The sequence below is a fragment of the Nocardioides mangrovi genome (genome assembly GCF_020073815.1).
GTDB lineage: Bacteria > Actinomycetota > Actinomycetes > Propionibacteriales > Nocardioidaceae > Nocardioides > Nocardioides mangrovi.
In genome coordinates this window covers 26,316-46,517 of sequence record NZ_JAIQZJ010000014.1, presented here as the reverse complement: position 1 = coordinate 46,517, position 20,202 = coordinate 26,316, and the positions used below count along the sequence as shown (strand labels likewise).

The window sequence follows — 20,202 nt, the reverse complement described above, 5'->3', positions numbered from 1 at the left end:
CTCAGCCCTCGAACCGCTTCATCCGGTCCAGCACCCGGTCGGCGGTCGGGGCCTCCATCGAGTCGACGATCTGCCCGTCCTCCAGGAACAGGACCGTGTTGGCGTACGACGCGGCGTGCGGGTCGTGGGTCACCATCACGATCGTCTGGCCGGTCTCGTCGACGGCCCGGCGCATGAAGCTGAGGATCTCGATGCCGGTGCGGGAGTCGAGGGCACCGGTCGGCTCGTCGGCGAAGACGATGTCGGGCCTGGGCACCAGCGCCCGCGCGACCGCCACCCGCTGCTGCTGGCCGCCGGACAGCTCGCTGGGCAGGTTGCCCAGACGATCCCCCATGCCGACCGTGCGCACGATGGTGTCGAACCACTCGGGATCCGGCCTGGTCCCCGCCAGCGTCATCGGCAGCAGGATGTTCTCCCGCGCCGTCAGCGACGGGATCAGGTTGTACTGCTGGAAGATGAAGCCGAGCCGGTCCCGCCGCAGCAGCGTGAGTTGCGTCTTGTTCAGCTGCGAGATGTCGGTGTCGCCGATGTAGGCCGACCCCGAGGTCAGTCGGTCCAGCCCGGCGACGCACTGCATCAGCGTGCTCTTCCCCGAGCCCGACGGCCCCATGATCGCGGTGAACTCACGCTCGGGGAACGACACCGTGACGCCCGCGAGCGCGTGGACGGCCGCCTCCCCCGCGCCGTACGTCTTGCGTGCGTCGACGGCTCGGGCTGCCGTCGAGACGGGCGGGGCGGACGCTGACGGCATCGGATCCTCCACGGATCGGGGACGAGTGCTCCCGAGGCTAGGTCCCTTCCCGGGCCCCCGGTTCACCCGAGAAGTACGACCATCCGAGCGGTCGCCCCGGGCGATGCTGGACGCATGCGCGCCCGAGCCCACGCCGTCGCGACCCTCGTCGCAAGCCTCGTCGCCGTCGTCACGCTCGGCCCGGCCCTCGCACCGAGCGCGGCGGCGCCGCGGCCGACCACCGCGGCTCGATGGGCCACGGTCGCGGTGACCACGGCCGACTACGACCTGGGCGTCCGCCACTTCGACCAGGCCGGCGAGGGCGCGTTCGCGAAGGTGCCGATCCGGCTCTGGGGATCCATCTCGGTGCCGACGGGACCGGGCCCCTACCCGGTCGTGGTCATCAGCCACGGCGCACACGGTGACGGCTGCCGGGAGATCGACCTCGCGACCGAGTGGCCGTGCTGGCAGCGCGAGCAGCGCAACGACCTCGGGCTGGGTTACCTCGGCCGTCGGCTCGCGCAGCTCGGCGTCGTCGCCGTCGCACCCGACGTCAACGCGGCGTACACGTTCGGGTGGGGGGAGCTCAACGAGCGGCGGCGCTACTCCGACATCGTCTCGACGATCCTGCAGGAGCTCCAGGCCAGCTCCGACGGGACCGCGCCGGCCGACCAGTTCGGAGTCGACCTCACCGGCAAGGTCGACACCCAGCGCATCGCGCTCGTCGGTCACTCGCGTGGTGGCTTCAACAGCGTGCGCTGGGCCAAGAGCCACCCCGAGGTCCGGTCGCTCTTCCTCGCCGCGCCGTACGACGGCGGCTGGCACCTGCCCGACATCCCGACGACCGTCACCGTCGGCACCTGCGACGGCGACACCGGCGACACCGGGGCGACGTACGTCGAGCGGTCCCGCGCGGACCAGCGCACCACGCCCATGGTGCTGCTGACAGCGCGGCGTGCCAACCACAACTGGTTCAACCGGACCGTGGTCGCGCTGCACCACGACGACGCCACGGCGTCGGAGCCGGGCTGCGCCCGCGATCGACGTCCGCGCCCGGGTGAGCAGCAGCGGTGGCTCGCGCGCGTCGTCGGCGACCATCTGAAGGCGACCTTCCTCGACCCGCCGAAGGTGCGCGCCTACCTCCAGCAGGACGGGTCGCACACGGTGCGCCTCGAGCACGTGTCGACCACGGTGCGGGTGTACCGGCCGCGCGCCTGATCGTCGGTCATGCTGGCCCGGTGGATGCTCGGGCACTTCTCCTCGCCGCCGTGCTGCTGACGGCGGCGTGCACCGGCGACGGCGGGAGCGAGGCCGGCACCGGGCCCGGAGTCGAGCAGCAGCCGCAGCCCTTCCGGGCCGCCGATCCGACGACGCCGGACGGCGCCACCGTCGTCCAGTGCTCCGACCTGCGCTCGCAGCACGGCACCGGGATGGCGGTCCGCTTCGCGCTGCCGGCGGAGTTCGGGCCCGGCACCCGCGACGGCGGCACCTGCGACTTCAGCGGGGACGGCTTCGGCCGTGAGCTGACGGTGTCGTTCGGGCCGATGGAGTCGCTCGCGAGCGTCAAGGAGCGCGACCTCGACCCCGACGAGGACGTCGGCGGCGACGACTCCGTCAGCGACATCGCGTACGACGAGGACGTCCCGGTCTTCGGGTCGCACCACGGCGAGCGGCTCGAGTGGTACTGCTACTGCGACGGCCAGGACCTCGACGAGCGGGTGCTGCAGGCCCGCGGCGTACGCGTCCACTGGACGACCCCGCACCGCAAGGACCCGCGCCTCGCCGAGCTCGACGCGGTCCGCGCCGGCCTGGCGCTGGTCCGCAGCGACACCAGCACCTGCACGGCGCACGGTCGCACCGCGACCTTCCGACCGCCGATCCCGCGGACCGAGTCGATCGACTCCAGCGGGCCGGGCTGCCACCTCTACCTGCAGCCGGGCCGCGCGTCGCTGCAGCGGTACGCCCAGGTCGTGCCGGCGCCCGCGCGGACCCTCCCCGAGATCGCGGCCTCGCTGCGGGGTCGCGGGCACGTCAGCGGCGTGCACCTCGCCGGCGATCGCCTCACCTGGCGGTGGACCCGCGACGAGGCGGGTGAGCTCGGTGAGCCCGCGGGCACCTGGCGGGCGGTCACCGTGGCGGGGCGCGGCGTCCAGGTCACCTGGAGCGCCACGCCCGGCCAGTGGCGGCGGGAGGCGGACGTCGTACGACGGTTCGTCGACTCCGTCCGCCTCCTGCCGGCCGACTGAGGGTCAGCCGACGGTCAGACGACGGTCAGACGACCGCGGCCACCGGGTCGACCGTGGTCGCGCCGGCGACGGCGCTGACCCAGACCCGGGTGTCCTGCTCGAGGCCCAGCTGGCGCGCCTGGGTACGGGTGAGCGTCACGGTGACCTCGTCGCCGTCGTCGGTGAGGACGAAGACGCGGACCTCGAAGCCGACCCGGAGCACGCGGGCGACGGTGCCCTCGTGCGCGCCGGGGACCTGCGGCCTCAGCGACAGGTGGACGTCGTGCGGGCGCAGGACGGTCCCCCCGAGCTTGGTGGTCTCGCCCAGGAAGCCCATCACGAAGTCGTTCGCCGGCTCGTCGTAGAGCTGGTCGGGGGTGCCGACCTGCTCGACCCGGCCGTTGTTGATGACCACGATCTCGTCGGCGACCTCCATGGCCTCCTCCTGGTCGTGGGTCACGAACACGGTGGTCACGTGCACCTCGTCGTGCAGCCGGCGCAGCCAGTCGCGCAGCTCCTTGCGGACCTTCGCGTCGAGCGCGCCGAACGGCTCGTCGAGCAGCAGCACCGTCGGCTCCACCGCCAGCGCCCGCGCCAGCGCCATGCGCTGCCGCTGGCCACCCGAGAGCTGCGAGGGCAGCCGGTGAGCGAACTGCTGGAGGTGCACGAGGCGGAGCAGCTCGTCGACCTTCTCCGCGACCTCGGCCTTGGGCCGCTTGCGGATCTCCAGCCCGAACGCGACGTTCTTCGCCACGGTCATGTGCTTGAAGACCGCGTAGTGCTGGAAGACGAAGCCCACGTTGCGCTTCTGCGGGGGCAGGTGGGTCGCCTCGGTGCCCTCGATGGTGACGGTGCCGCTGTCGGCCGAGTCGAGCCCGGCGATGATCCGCAGCAGCGTCGACTTGCCGCCGCCGGAGGGACCCAGCAGCGCGGTGAGCTGCCCGGTGGGCAGCGAGACGTTCACGTCGTCCAGCGCCACGAAGTCGCCGAACGACTTGTTGACGCCCTTGATCTCGATACTCATGACTGGTGCTCCTTGGGACGCAGCAGGGCGACGACGATCAGGCACAGCACCGCCGCGAAGACGAGCATGAAGGCCACGGAGTACGCCGTCTCCTGCTGGAAGTTCTGGTACTTCTGCTGGACGAGGACGGTCGCGACCTGGGTCTGGCCGCCGACGTTGCCGGCCACCACCTTGACCGCGCCGAACTCACCGAGGGCGCGCGCCAGGCTCAGCACGACGCCGTACACGACCGCCCACTTGATGCCGGGCAGGGTGATCCGCAGGAAGGTCTGGCGGGCGTTGGCGCCGAGGCTGCGCGCCGCCTGCTCCTGGTCGTCGCCGAGCTCCTCGAGCACCGGCACGACCTCGCGGATCACCAGCGGCAGGATCACGAAGCAGGTCGCCATGATCATGCCGGGCCGGGCGAAGATGATCTGGAGCCCGTGGTCCTCGAGCCACGGCCCGAACCAGCCGAACCGGCCGTTGTAGACGAGCACCAGCGCGAGACCGACGACCACCGGCGAGACCGACAGCGGCAGGTCGATGAGCACCGAGAGCGCCCGCTTGCCGAGGAAGCTCGTCCGCACGAGCAGCAGCGACATGCCGACGCCGAAGATCGTGTTGATGACGACCGAGATCACCGCGATCTGCGCGGTGAGCTTGAGCGCGTGCACCACGTCGGGGTCGGCGAGGGCGTCCTGGATCCCGGTGAAGCCGTCGGCGAACGTGTGCTTGACGACGTACGCCGTGGGCCAGGCGACCAGCATCAGGAGGTAGCCGACGACCAGCAGCCGCAGCACCCACTTCACGACCGGGGAGCTGTTCCCGACGGCCGCGCTCCGGCTAGCCACGGCGGGCCACCCGTCGCTGGATGATGTCGAGGCTCACGATCGCGAGGAGCGCGACGAGCAGCATGATCGTGGCGACCGCGGCCGCCGACTGGGTGTTGCCGCCCTCGAGGAACGAGAACAGCCGCACGGAGACCACCTCGGTCCGTCGCGGCAGGTTGCCGCTGATCAGCACGAGCGCGCCGTACTCGCTGATGCCGCGGGCGAAGGACAGCGCGGCGCCGGCGAAGATCGCCGGGACCAGCGCCGGCAGGACCACCCGGCGGAACGTCGTGAAGCGGGTCGCTCCGAGGGACGCCGCGGCGTCCTCGACGTCGGTCTCGAGCTCCTCGAGCACCGGCTGCACCGTGCGCACGACGAAGGGCAGCGTGACGAACGCGATCGCCAGCAGCACCGACCAGCGGGTGCCGTTGATCTCGACCCCGATCGGACTCTGCGGACCGTAGAGCGAGAGCAGGGTGAGGCCCGCGACGATCGTCGGCATCGCGAACGGCACGTCGATGATCAGGTCGAGGAGCGCCTTGCCCCAGAACCGGTCACGGACGAGCACCCACGCGATGATCGTGCCCATCACCATGTTGATCGCGGTGATGATCAGCGACGACACCACGGTCAGCGTCAGCGCTGCCCGGGTGTTCTCGTTGGTGAGCACCGACTCGAACGTCGACCAGCCACCACCGGTGGCCTTGACGACGATGGCGGCGAGCGGGATCAGGACCAGCAGGCTGAACCAGATCATGGCCACGCCGAGCCCGAGGCTCGACGCCGCTGTCAACGAACCGGCCGAAGCCGACCGGCGCCTCCGCGCCGATCGGCTGTCGACCGCAAGGGTTGCGGTGGCCATCAGGCGCCCGATTCCGCCTGGATCTTCGTCAGGATGCCGAGGGTGTTGCCGTCCTCGCCGTCACCGAAGTACTTGTCGTTGGCCTCGCTCCAGCCGCCGAAGTCCTGGTCGATGGTGAGCAGCTTCTTCGGGTCCGGGAAGGGGTTCGACGGGTCGTTCGCGCCGTCCACCTCGACGTCGCCCACGTCCACGAGCGGGCGGTAGCCGGTCTCGGCGTACAGCTTCTGACCCGCCTCGGACTTCTGGAAGGCCATGAAGTCCTCGGCCGCCTTCGGGGCGTCCTTGGTCAGCGCGCAGGGGTTCTGGATCAGGATCGACGAGTCCGGGATGACGTAGTCGAAGTCGGTGCCGCTCTGGCGGGCCAGGATCGCCTCGTTCTCGTAGGAGAGGAGCACGTCGCCGGTGCCGCTGGTGAAGGCGGTGGTGGCGTCACGACCGGAGTCCGGCAGCGCCACGACGTTGGAGAAGAAGGACTTCATGTAGGCCTCCGCGTCCGAGGCGCTGCCGCCGTCGGCCAGCACGGAGCCGTACGCCGCGAGGAGGTTCCACTTGGCCGAGCCCGACGAGGCGGGGTTCGGGGTGACGATGCCGACGCCGGGCTTCGCGAGGTCGTCCCAGCTGTCGATGCCCTTCGGGTTCCCCTTCTGGACGACCATGACGACGATCGACTGCGTGCAGATGCCGTCGGTGTCGTTGTCCTTCCAGTCCTTGTCCACGAGGCCGTCGTCGACGAGTCGGGTCACGTCGGGCTCGAGGGAGAGGTGGACCTCGTCGGCGTCCTGGCCGGCCTCGACCGCACGGCTCTGGTCGCCGGAGGCGCCGTACGAGCCCTTGATGTCGACGCCGTCGCCGGCGTCGGTGTCGTTGAAGGCCTTGATGACCTCGGTGTTGGCCTGCTCCAGGACGGAGTAGCCCACCACGTTGATCGAGTCGCTGTCGCTACCGGAGCCAGAGTCACTGCCGCACCCGGTCAAGGCCAGCACCCCGGCGGCCGAGAGCGCCACCGCAACCTTGATCGTCTTGTTCATCGTCGTCTCTTCCCCGCCCCCAACCGAGGCGTTTCTCGTGAATGACGAGGAGACTACTGGACTTAACCCAGTTGATGCGCATTATGGACACACTCGATTCGGTGTGTTGTGGCTCACGCGCCTCGTTCCGACCACTGGGAGAGATCCCCTTGGGAGCGGCGTACGGCGGTCTATCGTGGTCAGTCGGAGCACGATCTGAGCGGGAAACTGGAACGTGTTCTAGATCTTCGCGTACCGTGGGTACGATCCGCACGCACGAGGGAAGTGGGCACGCGCCGTGTCAGGTAAGCAGGTCAAGCAGCTCGACCGGGTGATCATCCGGTTCGCGGGTGACTCCGGTGACGGCATGCAGCTCACCGGCGACCGGTTCACGTCGGAGTCAGCGGTGTTCGGCAACGACCTGATGACGCTGCCGAACTTCCCCGCCGAGATCCGGGCGCCCCAGGGCACCCTGCCGGGCGTCTCGTCGTTCCAGGTCCACTTCGCCGACCACGACATCCTCACCGCGGGCGACGCCCCGGACGTGCTGGTCGCGATGAACCCGGCGGCGCTCAAGGCCAACCTCGGCGACCTGCCCAAGGGCGCGGCGATCATCGTGGACACCCACGACTTCACCAAGCGCAACCTCGACAAGGCCGGCTACGACGTCAACCCGCTCGACCTGCTCGGCGACGCCAACGACCCGCTGGGCGAGTTCCAGGTCACGCCGGTCGACCTGACCGGCATGACCGTCGAGGCGGTCAAGGAGTTCGGCCTCTCCCGCAAGGACGCCGCCCGCGCGAAGAACATGTTCGCGCTGGGCCTGCTGTCCTGGATGTACGGCCGGCCCACCGACCCGACGATCAGCTTCCTGCAGAAGCGCTTCGCCAAGGTCGCCGACATCCGCGACGCCAACATCACCGCCTTCAAGGCGGGCTGGAACTTCGGCGAGACCACCGAGGCGTTCGTGGTCCAGTACGAGATCAAGCCGGCCCCGATGGCGCCCGGCACCTACCGCAACATCACCGGCAACCTGGCGCTGGCCTACGGCCTGGTCGCCGGCGGCGTGCAGTCGGGCCTCCCGGTCTTCCTGGGCTCCTACCCGATCACCCCGGCCTCCGACATCCTCCACGAGCTCAGCAAGCACAAGGCGTTCGGCGTCACCACGCTGCAGGCCGAGGACGAGATCGCGGGCATCGGCGCCGCGATCGGCGCCTCCTTCGCCGGCTCGCTCGGCGTCACGACGACCTCCGGGCCGGGCATCGCGCTGAAGTCCGAGGCGATCGGCCTGGCCGTGATGACCGAACTGCCGCTCGTCGTCGTCGACGTGCAGCGCGGTGGCCCCTCGACCGGCCTCCCGACCAAGACCGAGCAGGCCGACCTGCTGCAGGCGATGTACGGCCGCAACGGCGAGGCGCCGGTGCCGATCGTCGCGCCGCAGTCGCCCGGCGACTGCTTCGACGCCGCGCTCGAGGCATGCCGGATCGCGATCACCTACCGCACGCCGGTGATGCTGCTCTCCGACGGCTACCTCGCCAACGGCTCCGAGCCCTGGCGGATCCCCGAGCTCGTCGACCTGCCGGCCATCGAGCCCGGCTTCGCGACCGCCGAGGACCTGGTCGAGGACCCGAAGGACCCGGAGAAGAAGGTGTTCCAGCCCTACGCGCGGGACCCCGAGACCCTCGCGCGGCCGTGGGCGCCACCCGGCGTCGCCGGCCTCGAGCACCGCATCGGCGGCATCGAGAAGGCCGACATCACCGGCAACATCTCCTACGACCCGGCCAACCACGACTTCATGGTCCGGACCCGCCAGGCCAAGGTCGACCGGATCGCCGACTCCCTGCCGCCGCTCGAGGTCGACGACCCCAGTGGCGAGGCGAAGGTGCTCGTCATCGGCTGGGGCTCGACGTACGGCCCGATCGGCGCCGGCGTACGCCGCGTCCGCAAGGCCGGCTTCAACGTGGCGTCGGTCCACCTGCGCCACCTCAACCCCTTCCCGAAGGATCTCGGCGAGATCCTGCGGCGCTACGACAAGGTGCTGTGCCCCGAGATGAACCTCGGCCAGCTCAGCCTGCTGCTGCGCGGCAAGTACCTCGTCGACGCGATCGGCTACAACCAGGTCAACGGCATGCCGATCAAGGCCGCCGCCCTCGCGGAGGCCATCGCCGGCCTCGTCGGCGAGGCCGAGGGCGTCGAGATCGACCTGACCGCCACCGCCCAGGAGGCATCCCAGTGAGCACCAGCACCGAACTGCCCTTCCCCGGGCTCCGCTCCGGCGTCGAGCTCGTCCCGACCAACGACCAGCCGCAGACCGGCAAGGAGTACACCTCCGACCAGGAGGTGCGCTGGTGCCCCGGCTGCGGCGACTACGCCGTGCTCAAGGCCGTCCAGGGCTTCCTGCCCGAGCTCGGGCTGCGCCGGGAGAACATCGTCTTCGTCTCCGGCATCGGCTGCTCGTCGCGGTTCCCCTACTACCTCGACACCTACGGCATGCACTCGATCCACGGCCGCGCGCCGTCGATCGCGACCGGCATCGCCACGGCCCGCGAGGACCTCTCCGTCTGGGTCGTCACCGGCGACGGCGACGCGCTCTCGATCGGTGGCAACCACCTGATCCACGCGCTGCGCCGCAACGTGAACATGACGATCCTGCTCTTCAACAACCGGATCTACGGCCTGACCAAGGGTCAGTACTCCCCCACCTCCGAGGCCGGCAAGATCACCAAGTCGACCCCGATGGGCTCACTCGACCACCCCTTCAACCCGGTGTCGCTGGCGCTGGGCGCCGAGGCGTCGTTCGTCGCCCGGACCATCGACTCCGACCGCAAGCACCTCACGTCGGTGCTCTCGGCGGCCGCCGCCCACCGCGGCACGTCGTTCGTGGAGATCTACCAGAACTGCCCGATCTTCAACGACGGCGCCTTCGACGCGATCAAGAACCCCGACACCAAGGCCGACGCGATCATCCCGCTGGTCCACGGCGAGCCCATCGTCTTCGGCAACGGCTCCAAGGGCCTGATCCGCGACAGCGAGACCGGCGGGGTCAAGGTCGCGCTGGTCGCCGACGTGGGCGAGGACGCGATCCTCGTGCACGACGCGCACCGCACCGACCCGACCACGGCGTTCGCGATCTCCCGGCTGACCGACTCCGGCTACCTCAACCAGTCGCCGATCGGCATCTTCCGCCAGGTCGAGCGGCCGACGTACGACGACGGCGCCCGCGGCCAGATCTCCTCGGCCCAGCAGGCGGCTCCCGGCGAGCGCCAGGACCGCCTGGCCGCCCTCATCGGCGGCGGCGACACCTGGACGATCGTCTGACCTCGGGACAGACGTAGGCCCGGAGGTGCGCCCCCGCCCGAGCACGGGGCCATTCCTCCGGGCTGACCGCTGCATACCCATACACCCCGTTCGCTAACACCGGTCTAGGCCATCGGGCTGGACCGGCCTCCCCTAGGCTGCACCCGTGCCAGATGCTCGTCGCGGTTTCCTGCTGGGCGCCGCGGCGTACTTCATGTGGGGGCTTTTCCCGCTCTACTGGCCGCTCCTCGAGCCCGCCGGCGCGCTGGAGATCCTGGCCCACCGGGTCGTGTGGTCGTTCCTGACGATGATCGTGATCGTCTGGGCGCTCGGCCGCGGGCCGCAGCTGCGCGCGATCATCGCCGACCGCCGGGTCCGCACGCTGCTGACCGTCGCGGCGGCGGTGATCAGCGTCAACTGGGCGACGTACATCTGGGGCGTCAACAACGACCGGGTCGTCGAGACCTCGCTCGGCTACTTCATCAACCCGCTCGTCACGGTCCTCATGGGCGTGCTGATCCTGCGCGAGCGGCTGCGCCCGCTGCAGTGGCTGGCGATGGGGATCGCGACCCTCGCGGTCGTGGTGATCACCGTCGACTACGGCCGGCTGCCGTACGTCGCGCTCGTGCTCGCCGTGTCGTTCGGCAGCTACGGGCTGTGCAAGAAGACCGCGTCGGTCGGCGCCACCGAGAGCCTCGCCTTCGAGACCGCCGTCATCGCGCCGTTCGCGCTCGGCTACCTGGTGTGGCTCACCGCGGCCGGGCGGTCGACCTTCGGCAGCGAAGGCGTCGGGCACGTGCTGCTGATGATGTCGACCGGCCTGATCACCGCCGTACCGCTCATCTGCTTCGGCGCCGCCGCGACGCGGGTCTCGATGGTGACCCTCGGCCTGCTGCAGTACCTCGCGCCGATCCTGCAGTTCGCCCTCGGCGTGCTCTGGTACCACGAGGACATGCCCGCCGGCCGCTGGGCCGGCTTCGTGCTCGTCTGGATCGCGCTGGTCCTCTTCACCTTCGAGGCGGTCACCCACCGGCGCCGGCAGCTCCGGCTGACCGTCGAGGCCACCACCGCCATCTAGGTCGAGTCGGAGGTTGGGGACGCTTCATTCGTAGGTCCCTGACGCGACGCGTGTCCTGGACCTACGACTCACATGTCCGGAACCTACGACTCGACTGGCTAGGCGGAGCGGACGGCGACGATGTCGGCGAAGGCCTCGAGGGCGTCGCGGACCGGGCCGGCCGGGACCGGGGCGAGCTGCTGCTTGGCCTCCTGGGCCTGACCGACGACGTAGGCGCGGGCCTCGTCCAGGGCGGGGTGCTTGCGCAGCAGGTCGAGGGCCTCGGCGTGGCGGTCGTCGTCGGTGAGGTCGCCGTCGAGGAGCTCGTGGAGGCGGGCGTCGGCCGGGTCGGTCGAGGCGCGGGCCATGAGGACCGGGAGCGTGGGCACGCCCTCGCGCAGGTCGGTGCCGGGGGTCTTGCCGGACTCGCCGGAGTCGGAGGCGATGTCGAGGATGTCGTCGGAGAGCTGGAAGGCCGCGCCGACGATCTCGCCGTACGCCGTGAGCGCCTGCTCGACCTCGCGGCTGGCGCCGCCGAAGCGGGCGCCGTACTGCGCGGAGGTGGCGATCAGCGATCCGGTCTTGCCGGCCACGACCTCGAGGTAGTGGGCGAGCGGGTCCTCACCCGGACCCGGCGCGACGGTCTCGAGGATCTGGCCCTGGACCAGGCGGGTGAAGGTCTGCGCCTGGATCCGCACGGCATCGGGGCCGAGCTCGGCAGTCAGCTCGGAGGACTTCGAGAAGAGGAAGTCGCCGGTGAGGATCGCGACGTGGTTGCCCCAGCGCGAGTGGGCGGTGACCGCCCCACGGCGCAGGTCGGCCTCGTCCATGACGTCGTCGTGGTAGAGCGAGGCGAGGTGGGTCAGCTCGACGACGCAGGCCGCCGTGACGACCTCCGCGGCCTCGGGCTGGTCGCCCGCCTCGGCCGCCAGCAGCACCAGCAGCGGCCGGAAGCGCTTGCCGCCGGCCTCCATCAGGTGGCTGGCCGTCTCGTTCACGAAGGGCGCGCCGGTGCGCACGTGACCGGCCAGTGCCTCCTCGACGACGACCAGGCGGTCACGCAGTCGCGCGGCCAGTGCCTCGTCGGTGACGGGGAGCGCCAGGGCAGGAGTTGCGGTGGTCACCTGAGGAATTGTCCAGCATGACCCGCCAGGTCGAGAACCGGGCCGGGCACGACGCCGAGCACGAGGGTCGCCGCGACCCCGACGACGATGGTCGCCGAGGTGAGCACGGAGGGCCGGGTCACGACCGCGAGCTCGCCACCGGGGGCGGGGTCACCGTCGACGAAGAACATCAGGACGATCACCCGGACGTAGAAGAACACCGCCACGATGCTGCACAGGATCGCCGCGATCACCACCGGCCAGGCGCCCGCCGAGAGGGCGACCGTGAAGACCGCCCACTTGCCCACGAAGCCCGCGGTGAGGGGGATGCCGGCCATGGAGAGCAGGAAGAACGCGAACAGGCCGGCCACCAGCGGCGAGCGCCGGCCGAGACCCTGCCAGCGCGCGAACGTGGTCGCCTCGCCTCCCGAGTCGCGGACCAGCGTCACCACGGCGAACGCGCCGATCATCGCGAAGCCGTACGTCGTGAGGTAGAAGAGCACCGCCTGGAGCGAGGTGATCTCACCGTCGGAGAGCTCGGTGGCCTGCTGGACGCCGAGGACGCCGGTGAGCAGGAAGCCGGTGTGGGCGACCGAGGAGTAGGCTAGCATCCGCTTCATGTCGGTCTGGACGACCGCGAGCACGGCGCCGACGACCATGGTGAGGATCGCGATCACCCAGAGCATCGGCTGCCAGGTCCAGCGGTCCGACCCGAAGGCGACGTAGAAGAGGCGCAGCAGGGCGCCGAACGCCGCGATCTTGGTGCCGGCGGCCATGAACGCCGTCACCGCGGTCGGGGCGCCCTGGTAGACGTCCGGGGTCCACTGGTGGAACGGCGCCGCGCCGACCTTGAAGAGCAGGCCGACCGACATCATGCCGAGGCCGATGAGCAGCAGCGCGTCGTTGCCGAGGTCGTTGCGGACCGCCTCGTTGATGTCGGCGAACTGCATCGAGCCCGCGAAGCCGTAGACCAGCGCGATGCCGTAGATGAAGAAGCCGGAGGAGAAGGCGCCGAGCATGAAGTACTTCATCGCCGCCTCCTGGCTCAGCAGGCGACGCCGGCGGGCGAGGCCGCAGAGCAGGTAGAGCGGCAGCGAGAGGACCTCGAGGGCCACGAACATGGTGAGCAGGTCGTTCGCCGCCGGGAAGAGCATCATCCCGCCGACCGCGAACATCAGCAGCGGGTAGACCTCGGTGTGCTCGAGGCCGCGGGTCGAGGCCTGGCGCTCGGCCTCGGTGCCGGGCAGCGCGGCGGCCTGGCCGGCGAACGACGAGACGCCGCCCTCGAGCCGACGCTCCGCGAAGAGCAGCACGCCGCCGATCGCGAAGACCAGGATGATGCCCCAGAGGAAGAGCGCCGGGCCGTCGATGGCGATGGTGCCCTCGACGTCGATGGTGCCGCGGGCCGCGCCGTCGCCGAGGACGTCGAGGTCGCGGCCGACCAGGATGGTGCCGACCAGCGCGGCCACGAGGCCGGCGCCGGCGAGCAGCGACTGGACGCCGAAGCGGCGCTCCCGCGGGAGGAACGCCTCGACCAGCACGCCGAGGCAGGCGACGCCGTAGACGACGAGCATCGGCCAGAGGTCGGCGTACTCGATGGTGGGCTTGGTGAAGTCCATCGACTCAGTGACCTTCCTCGGTCTCGGCAGCAGGCACGGTCGGCGGGTCGTCGGTCACGCCGACGTGCTGGAGCAGCGACTCGACCGTCGGGTTGACCGCGTGCAGCATCGGCATCGGCACGAAGCCGAAGAACACGAGCGCGGCCACCAGCGGCACGACCGCGGCCAGCTCGCGCCGGTCGAGGTCGCGGATGCCCTCGTCGCCCGGGACGGACGGTCCGGTCATGGTGCGCTGGTAGAGCCAGAGCACGTAGATCGCGGCCAGCACGATGCCGGTGACCGCCACCGCGCCGACCCACCAGTGGTAGTCGAAGGCCGCGATCATCACCAGGATCTCGGAGACGAACTGGCTCAGCCCGGGCAGGCCGAGCGTGGCCAGACCGGCCACGAGGAACAGGCCGGCGAGGACGGGCGCCCGGCTCTCCACACCGGTGATCTCGCTGATCAGCGAGGTGCCCTTGCGCCGGATCAGGTAGCCCGCGAGCAGGAACAGCGCAGCGGTGCCGACGCCGTGGTTGACCATGTAGAGGATCGAGCCGGACCCGCCCTGGGTGGTCAGCGCGAAGATGCCCAGCGTGATGAAGCCGAAGTGACTCAGCGACGTCAGGCCGATCAGCCGCAGGATGTCGTCCTGGCCGATGGCGAGGAACGCGCCGTACACGATCGAGATCAGCGCGAGCACGATCACGACGGGGGTGGCCCACTGCGAGGCGTTGGGGAACATGCCGAGGCAGAAGCGCAGCATCCCGAAGGTGCCGATCTTGTCCAGCACGCAGACCAGCAGCACGCTCGTGCCGGGCGTGGCCTTCTCGGTGGTGTCGGCCAGCCAGGTGTGCAGCGGGAAGAGCGGCGCCTTGACGATGAACGCGACCATGAAGCCGACGAAGAGCCACCGCTCGGCGGTGGTGCTCATGTCGAGCTGCTGCAGGTCGGAGAGCAGGTACGACGGGGTGCCGGCGTCGGAGGAGACGACGTAGAGCCCGATGACCGCGGCCAGCAGCACGAGGCCGCCGCCGAGCTGGTACATGAGGAACTTCAGCGCCGCGAAGGCCCGGCCCTCGCGACCGAAGCCGCCGATGAGGAAGTAGGCCGGGATCAGGGTGGCCTCGAAGACGACGTAGAAGAGGAACACGTCGGTCGCCGCGAAGACGCACAGCGCGAACGCCTCGAGGGCGAGCGCCCAGGCGAAGAACGCAGCCGGCGATCGGTCGTCGGCCTCGTGCCACGAGGCGACGAAGACGATCGGCACCAGCGCGACGGTCAGCAGGATCATCAGCAGGCCGAGGCCGTCGACGCCGAGGGCGTAGTGGACGCCCAGCGGCTTGATCCAGGTGTGGGTCTCGGTCAGCTGCATGCCGTCGCCCGCGTCGTACTGCGTGGCGATCAGGATGCCGATGACCAGGGTGACCAGGGAGACCAGCAGCGCGACCTGCTTGGACAGGGTGGCGGCGCCGAAGCGGGGCGTGAGCGCGGTGAGCACGGCGCCGGCGAGCGGCACCGCGATCAGCACGGTCAGCCAGGGGAAGTCGTTCATGCCGCGTTCACCACCAGGAGGGCCAGGAGGACGATGAGACCGCCCGCGAGCACGGAGAAGGCGTAGGAGCGGACGTAGCCGTTCTGCAGCCTCCGGGCGACGCTCGCCACCGCGCCGATCGCGACCGGCCCGCCGGTGAGCGTGCCGTCGACGGCGTACTTGTCGGTGGCCATGAGGGCGGTCGTGAGGTGCCGACCCGGGTTGACCACGAGCGTGTCGTTGATCAGGTTGCCGTAGACCTCGTTGCGGCCGGCCTTGGTGACCCACGAGACGTCCTGCGGAGCCTCGCGCGGTACGTCGCGCTTGCCGACGAGGAACCACGCGAGCGCGACCCCGACGGCGACGACGGCCACGGCGATCACCGTCACCGCGAGGGCCGGGATCGGAGGATCCTCGTGCGGGGCGACGCCGGTGACCGGGGAGAGGAAGTCGACGATCCAGTCGCCCGCCAGCATCACGCCGCCGAGCACGGACAGGGCCGCCAGCACGATGAGCGGGACGGTCATGACCGAGGGCGACTCGTGCGGGTGCACGTCCTTCTCCCAGCGCTTCTCGGTGAAGAAGGTCAGCAGCATCAGGCGGGTCATGTAGAAGCCGGTGACGCCCGCGCCGAGCAGCGCGCAGAGGCCGACGATCCAGTTGTCCGCGAGCGCGGTCTCGATGATCTTGTCCTTCGACCAGAAGCCGGAGAAGCCCGGGAAGCCGATGATCGCGAGGTAGCCCATCGCGAAGGTCAGGTAGGTGACCGGCATGGCCTTGCGGACCGCGCCGTAGTGGCGCATGTCGACATCGTCGTCCATGCCGTGCATGACCGAGCCGGCGCCGAGGAACATGTTGGCCTTGAAGAAGCCGTGCGTCAGCAGGTGGAAGATCGCGAAGGCGTAGCCCGCGACCCCGAGGCCGGCGCCGAGCATCATGTAGCCGATCTGGCTCATCGTGGAGCCGGCCAGGGCCTTCTTGATGTCGTCCTTCGCGCAGCCGATCCAGGCACCCCAGAGGATCGAGATCACCGCGACCACCACGACCACGGTCTGGGCGTGCGGCGCGAGCTCGAAGATGAAGTTGGACCGGACGATCAGGTAGACGCCGGCGGTCACCATCGTCGCCGCGTGGATGAGCGCGGAGACCGGGGTCGGGCCCTCCATCGCGTCCAGGAGCCAGGCCTGGAGCGGGAACTGGGCGGACTTGCCGCACGCACCGAGGAGGAGCAGCAGGCCGAGGATCGTGACGGTCGTGTCGGAGGCGTCGCCCGCCCCGGCGCTGATCACCGTGAAGCTGGTCGAGCCGAAGGTGATGAAGAAGAGCATGATCGCCAGGGAGAGCCCCATGTCACCGACCCGGTTGATGACGAAGGCCTTCTTGGCCGCGGCGGCCGCGGACGGCTTGTGCTGCCAGAAGCCGATCAGGAGGTAGGACGCGAGGCCGACGCCCTCCCAGCCGAGGAAGAGCCCGAGGTAGTTCTCGGACAGCACCAGCATCAGCATCGCCGCGAGGAACAGGTTGAGGTAGGCGAAGAACCGGCGCCGGCGCGGGTCGTGCGCCATGTAGCCGATCGAGTAGACGTGGATCAGCGATCCGACGCCGGTGATCAGCAGCAGGAAGAGCGCCGACAGCGGGTCGTAGAGCAGGTCCATCCCGACGTTCAGGTGGCCGGTCTCGAACCAGGTGTAGAGGTGCTGGCTGACCTGGCGGTCGCTGTCGTCGCGGCCGAGGACGCCGACGAACATCGCGAGCGCGATGCCGAACGAGCCGATCGGCAGCAGCGTCGCGAGCAGGTGACCCCACTTGTCGGTCAGCCGCCCGCCGATCAGCAGGATCGCGGCGCCGGCGAGCGGCAGCGCGATCACCAGCCAGAGCAGGGAGAAGACCCCGTCGGCGGACGTCGGGTCGACGACCGGGACGGCGCCGCCTTCGTGGAACGCAAACATCTACGCAGCTCCTAGTACTTGAGGAGGCTGGCGTCGTCGACCGAGGCCGAGCGACGGGTCCGGAAGATGGTCATGATGATCGCGAGTCCGACCACGACCTCGGCCGCGGCCACCACCATGACGAAGAACGCGGCGACCTGACCGTCGAGGTTGCCGTGCTGCTTCGCGAAGGCGACCAGCGCGAGGTTGGAGGCGTTGAGCATCAGCTCGACGCACATGAAGACCACGATCGCGTTGCGGCGGGTGAGCACCCCGACGCAGCCGATGGTGAAGAGGATCGCGGAGAGGACGACGTACGCCGTGATGTTCATGCGTGCCCTCCCGTCTCCTGGCCACCCGTCGCGGGGGCTTCCTCGGTCGTCGTCGCGGGCGGCGCGGCGTCGCGGCCGGCGTGCGGCGCCCAGCCCAGCTGGGTCTCGATCTCGGCGACGGCGTCGGCGGTGGCCGGCGCGGAGCGGACCGTGCCGCGGGCGGCGAGCACCCGGGACACCGAGGACTCGGCCGCGGTCCCGTCGGGCAGCAGCGCCGGGGTGTCGACCGCGTTGTGGCGGGCGTAGACGCCCGGGGGCGGCAGCGGGCCGAGGTGGGTGCCCTTCTCGCTGAAGTCCTGCACCCGCTGGGCGGCCAGCGACCGCTGGGTGTCCTTCGGCGTCAGCCGCTCGCGGTGGGCGAGGACCATGGCGCCGACGGCGGCGGTGATCAGCAGGGCGCTGGTGACCTCGAAGCCGAAGACGTAGCGGGAGAAGAGGATGTTGGCGATCGCCTGCATGTTGCCGCCGCTGTTGGCGTCGTCGAGGCCCACGGCGGTGCCGAGCGAGATCTGGCCGAGGCCGATCACGAGCACCATGCCCAGGCCGACGCCGCCGATGGTGGCGACCACCCGCTGCCCGCGGATCGTCTCCACGAGCGAGTCGGACGCGTCGACGCCGACCAGCATCAGCACGAAGAGGAAGAGCATCAGGATCGCGCCGGTGTAGACGATGATCTGCACCGCGAAGAGGAACGGCGCGTCGAGGCCGGCGTAGAGGAACGCCAGGCAGATCATCACGACCGCCAGGAGCAGCGCGGCGTGGACGGCCTTGCGGACGAAGAGGATGCCGAGGGCGCAGAGCACCATGATCGGCGCCAGGATCCAGAAGCCCACCATCAGACGTCCCCTCCCCGCACGGTCGGCGCGGGAGCGGCGTACTCACCGCGGTAGTAGGCGCCCTCGTCGTCGCCGAGCCGCATCGGGTGCGGCGGCTGCTCCATGCCCGGGAGCAGCGGGGCGAGCAGGTCGGACTTCTCGTAGATGAGGTCGGCGCGGTTGTTGTCGGCCAGCTCGTACTCGTTGGTCATCGTGAGCGCCCGGGTCGGGCACGCCTCGATGCACAGGCCGCAGAGGATGCAGCGCAGGTAGTTGATCTGGTAGACGCGGCCGTAGCGCTCGCCGGGGCTGAAGCGGCCGTCGCCGTCGGGGTCGTCGCTGTTGGACGCGCCCTCGACGTAGATCGCGTCGGCCGGGCAGGCCCACGCGCACAGCTCGCAGCCCACGCACTTCTCGAGGCCGTCCGGCCAGCGGTTGAGCTGGTGCCGCCCGTGGAAGCGGGGCGCGGTCGGCATCTTCTCGAAGGGGTACTGCTCGGTGACGACCTTCTTGAACATGGTCCGGAACGTCACGCCGAAGCCGGCGATCGGGTCCCAGAACTGCTCCTTGAGACTCTTGGACTCCTCGTCCATCAGGCGTCGCCTCCTGTGACTGGGGTGGAGCTCGAGCGGGCGAAGGTGAGCGGCTGCGCCGCACCGCGTACGGCGCCGCCCGCCGGCATCGGCGGGGTCGGGAAGCCGCCGGAGGCGGTCGCCCCCGAGACCTCCTCGGTCTCCTCCTCGGACCTCTCGCCGACGAAGAAGAGCACCAGGAAGATCGCCGCGAGGACACCGGCGCCGATGTAGAGGTACTTCCGGTCGACACCGCCGTCGAGCGAGACCGCGCGGATGGTGGCGACCGCGACGATCCAGACCAGCGAGATCGGGATCAGGCGCTTCCAGCCGAAGTGCATGAACTGGTCGTAGCGCAGGCGGGGCAGCGTGCCGCGGAGCCAGATGAAGAAGAAGACGAAGAAGAGGACCTTGCCCATGAACCACAGCACCGGCCAGTAGCCCTCGTTGGCGCCGGCCCACACGTGGTCGATCCAGAAGGGCACGTGCCAGCCGCCGAGGAAGAGCGTGGTCGCCAGCGCGGAGACGGTCGCCATGTTGATGTACTCGGCGAGGAAGAACAGCGCGAACTTCAGCGAGCTGTACTCGGTGTGGAAGCCGCCGACCAGCTCGCCCTCGGCCTCGGGGAGGTCGAAGGGCGCGCGGTTGGTCTCGCCGACCATCGCGATCACGTAGATCACGAACGACGGGATCAGGATCAGGCCGAACCACAGGTCGCCCTGGGCCGCGACGATCTCCGAGGTCGACAGGGAGCCGGCGTACAGGAAGACCGCGACGAGTGCGAGGCCCATCGCGACCTCGTAGGAGATCATCTGGGCGCTGGAGCGCAGGCCGCCGAGCAGGGAGTACGTCGAGCCGCTGGACCAGCCGCCGAGCACGATGCCGTAGATGCCGATCGAGGCGATCGCCATCACGAAGAGCACGGCGACGGGCATGTCGGTCAGCTGCAGGGGTGTGCGCTCGCCGAACATGCTGACCGTCGGACCGAAGGGGATCACCGCGAAGGTGATGAAGGCGGTCGTCGCCGAGATGATCGGCGCGCTGATGAAGACGATCTTGTCGGCCGCCGTCGGGGTGATGTCCTCCTTCAGCGCCAGCTTCACGCCGTCGGCGAGCGACTGGAGCAGGCCGAAGGGGCCGTGCACGTTGGGGCCGATGCGGTGCTGCATCCGGGCCACGACGCGGCGCTCCCACCAGATGTTGAAGAGCGTCAGCAGCACCAGGATCAGGAAGATCAGCACCGACTTGATGAGGATGATCCACCAGACGTCGTGGCCGAAGGCCGAGAGGTCGTCGGCCTCCATCGGAA

General features: G+C 70.0%; 18 protein-coding genes. 5 read left to right on the top strand and 13 right to left on the bottom strand.

Annotation, left to right across the window (positions count from 1 at the left end; genetic code table 11):
- Position 1 precedes the first annotated feature (1 nt).
- Entirely contained in the window at positions 2 to 751 is a 750-nt protein-coding gene (locus K8U61_RS19960; RefSeq protein WP_224124819.1) for an ABC transporter ATP-binding protein, read from the bottom strand.
- 114 nt (positions 752 to 865) lie between these two features.
- Between K8U61_RS19960 and K8U61_RS19955 the strand changes: the two genes are divergently transcribed.
- The gene (locus K8U61_RS19955) at positions 866 to 1,948 is read left to right on the top strand and encodes an alpha/beta hydrolase (RefSeq protein ID WP_224124818.1); all 1,083 of its coding nucleotides are present in this window, start codon (positions 866 to 868) and stop codon (positions 1,946 to 1,948) included.
- A gap of 20 nt (positions 1,949 to 1,968) precedes the next feature.
- Complete coding sequence (locus tag K8U61_RS19950) at positions 1,969 to 2,976, top strand: hypothetical protein (RefSeq protein WP_224124817.1); 1,008 nt, start codon at positions 1,969 to 1,971, stop codon at positions 2,974 to 2,976.
- 25 nt (positions 2,977 to 3,001) lie between these two features.
- On the opposite strand, the gene K8U61_RS19945 is transcribed toward K8U61_RS19950, so the two are convergent.
- The 4 genes from K8U61_RS19945 to K8U61_RS19930 all read right to left on the bottom strand — a co-directional run bounded on the left by K8U61_RS19945 (position 3,002) and on the right by K8U61_RS19930 (position 6,678).
- Positions 3,002 to 3,979 (bottom strand): sulfate/molybdate ABC transporter ATP-binding protein, encoded by a 978-nt coding sequence (locus K8U61_RS19945; RefSeq protein WP_224124816.1) that lies wholly within the window; start codon positions 3,977 to 3,979, stop codon positions 3,002 to 3,004.
- Positions 3,976 to 4,809, bottom strand: coding sequence for a sulfate ABC transporter permease (locus K8U61_RS19940; protein WP_224124815.1), 834 nt, complete (start codon positions 4,807 to 4,809; stop codon positions 3,976 to 3,978). Before K8U61_RS19940 ends, K8U61_RS19945 begins: the two co-directional genes overlap by 4 nt.
- Positions 4,802 to 5,545, bottom strand: coding sequence for a sulfate ABC transporter permease subunit CysT (cysT, locus tag K8U61_RS19935; protein ID WP_372454327.1), 744 nt, complete (start codon positions 5,543 to 5,545; stop codon positions 4,802 to 4,804). The genes K8U61_RS19940 and cysT overlap by 8 nt, the downstream gene beginning before the upstream one ends.
- A gap of 104 nt (positions 5,546 to 5,649) precedes the next feature.
- On the bottom strand, positions 5,650 to 6,678 hold the full coding sequence (locus tag K8U61_RS19930; protein WP_224124813.1) for a sulfate ABC transporter substrate-binding protein: 1,029 nt from the start codon (positions 6,676 to 6,678) through the stop codon (positions 5,650 to 5,652).
- A gap of 277 nt (positions 6,679 to 6,955) precedes the next feature.
- Between K8U61_RS19930 and K8U61_RS19925 the strand changes: the two genes are divergently transcribed.
- The 3 genes from K8U61_RS19925 (at position 6,956) to rarD (ending at position 11,032) form a co-directional block, all read left to right on the top strand.
- On the top strand, positions 6,956 to 8,893 hold the full coding sequence (locus tag K8U61_RS19925) for a 2-oxoacid:acceptor oxidoreductase subunit alpha (RefSeq protein WP_224124812.1): 1,938 nt from the start codon (positions 6,956 to 6,958) through the stop codon (positions 8,891 to 8,893).
- Positions 8,894 to 8,907: 14 nt separating this feature from the next.
- The gene (locus K8U61_RS19920; RefSeq protein ID WP_263427492.1) at positions 8,908 to 9,975 is read left to right on the top strand and encodes a 2-oxoacid:ferredoxin oxidoreductase subunit beta; all 1,068 of its coding nucleotides are present in this window, start codon (positions 8,908 to 8,910) and stop codon (positions 9,973 to 9,975) included.
- Between the two features lie 145 nt (positions 9,976 to 10,120).
- On the top strand, positions 10,121 to 11,032 hold the full coding sequence (gene rarD / locus K8U61_RS19915) for an EamA family transporter RarD (protein ID WP_224124810.1): 912 nt from the start codon (positions 10,121 to 10,123) through the stop codon (positions 11,030 to 11,032).
- A gap of 98 nt (positions 11,033 to 11,130) precedes the next feature.
- Here rarD and K8U61_RS19910 read toward each other — a convergent pair whose 3' ends face one another.
- From K8U61_RS19910 to nuoH, 8 genes are read right to left on the bottom strand one after another with little or no spacing between them, the layout of a single operon-like run.
- Positions 11,131 to 12,135 (bottom strand): polyprenyl synthetase family protein, encoded by a 1,005-nt coding sequence (locus K8U61_RS19910; protein WP_224124809.1) that lies wholly within the window; start codon positions 12,133 to 12,135, stop codon positions 11,131 to 11,133.
- Entirely contained in the window at positions 12,132 to 13,733 is a 1,602-nt protein-coding gene (gene nuoN / locus K8U61_RS19905; protein ID WP_224124808.1) for an NADH-quinone oxidoreductase subunit NuoN, read from the bottom strand. The genes K8U61_RS19910 and nuoN overlap by 4 nt, the downstream gene beginning before the upstream one ends.
- A gap of 4 nt (positions 13,734 to 13,737) precedes the next feature.
- Complete coding sequence (locus K8U61_RS19900) at positions 13,738 to 15,267, bottom strand: NADH-quinone oxidoreductase subunit M (RefSeq protein ID WP_224124807.1); 1,530 nt, start codon at positions 15,265 to 15,267, stop codon at positions 13,738 to 13,740.
- Entirely contained in the window at positions 15,264 to 17,195 is a 1,932-nt protein-coding gene (gene nuoL, locus K8U61_RS19895; protein WP_224124806.1) for an NADH-quinone oxidoreductase subunit L, read from the bottom strand. The genes K8U61_RS19900 and nuoL overlap by 4 nt, the downstream gene beginning before the upstream one ends.
- 11 nt (positions 17,196 to 17,206) lie before the next feature.
- Positions 17,207 to 17,506, bottom strand: coding sequence for an NADH-quinone oxidoreductase subunit NuoK (nuoK, locus tag K8U61_RS19890; protein WP_224124805.1), 300 nt, complete (start codon positions 17,504 to 17,506; stop codon positions 17,207 to 17,209).
- Complete coding sequence (locus K8U61_RS19885; protein WP_224124804.1) at positions 17,503 to 18,342, bottom strand: NADH-quinone oxidoreductase subunit J; 840 nt, start codon at positions 18,340 to 18,342, stop codon at positions 17,503 to 17,505. Before K8U61_RS19885 ends, nuoK begins: the two co-directional genes overlap by 4 nt.
- Positions 18,342 to 18,914 (bottom strand): NADH-quinone oxidoreductase subunit NuoI, encoded by a 573-nt coding sequence (gene nuoI, locus K8U61_RS19880; protein WP_224124803.1) that lies wholly within the window; start codon positions 18,912 to 18,914, stop codon positions 18,342 to 18,344. The genes K8U61_RS19885 and nuoI overlap by 1 nt, the downstream gene beginning before the upstream one ends.
- Positions 18,914 to 20,197 (bottom strand): NADH-quinone oxidoreductase subunit NuoH, encoded by a 1,284-nt coding sequence (gene nuoH / locus K8U61_RS19875; protein WP_224124900.1) that lies wholly within the window; start codon positions 20,195 to 20,197, stop codon positions 18,914 to 18,916. Before nuoH ends, nuoI begins: the two co-directional genes overlap by 1 nt.
- Positions 20,198 to 20,202 lie beyond the last annotated feature (5 nt).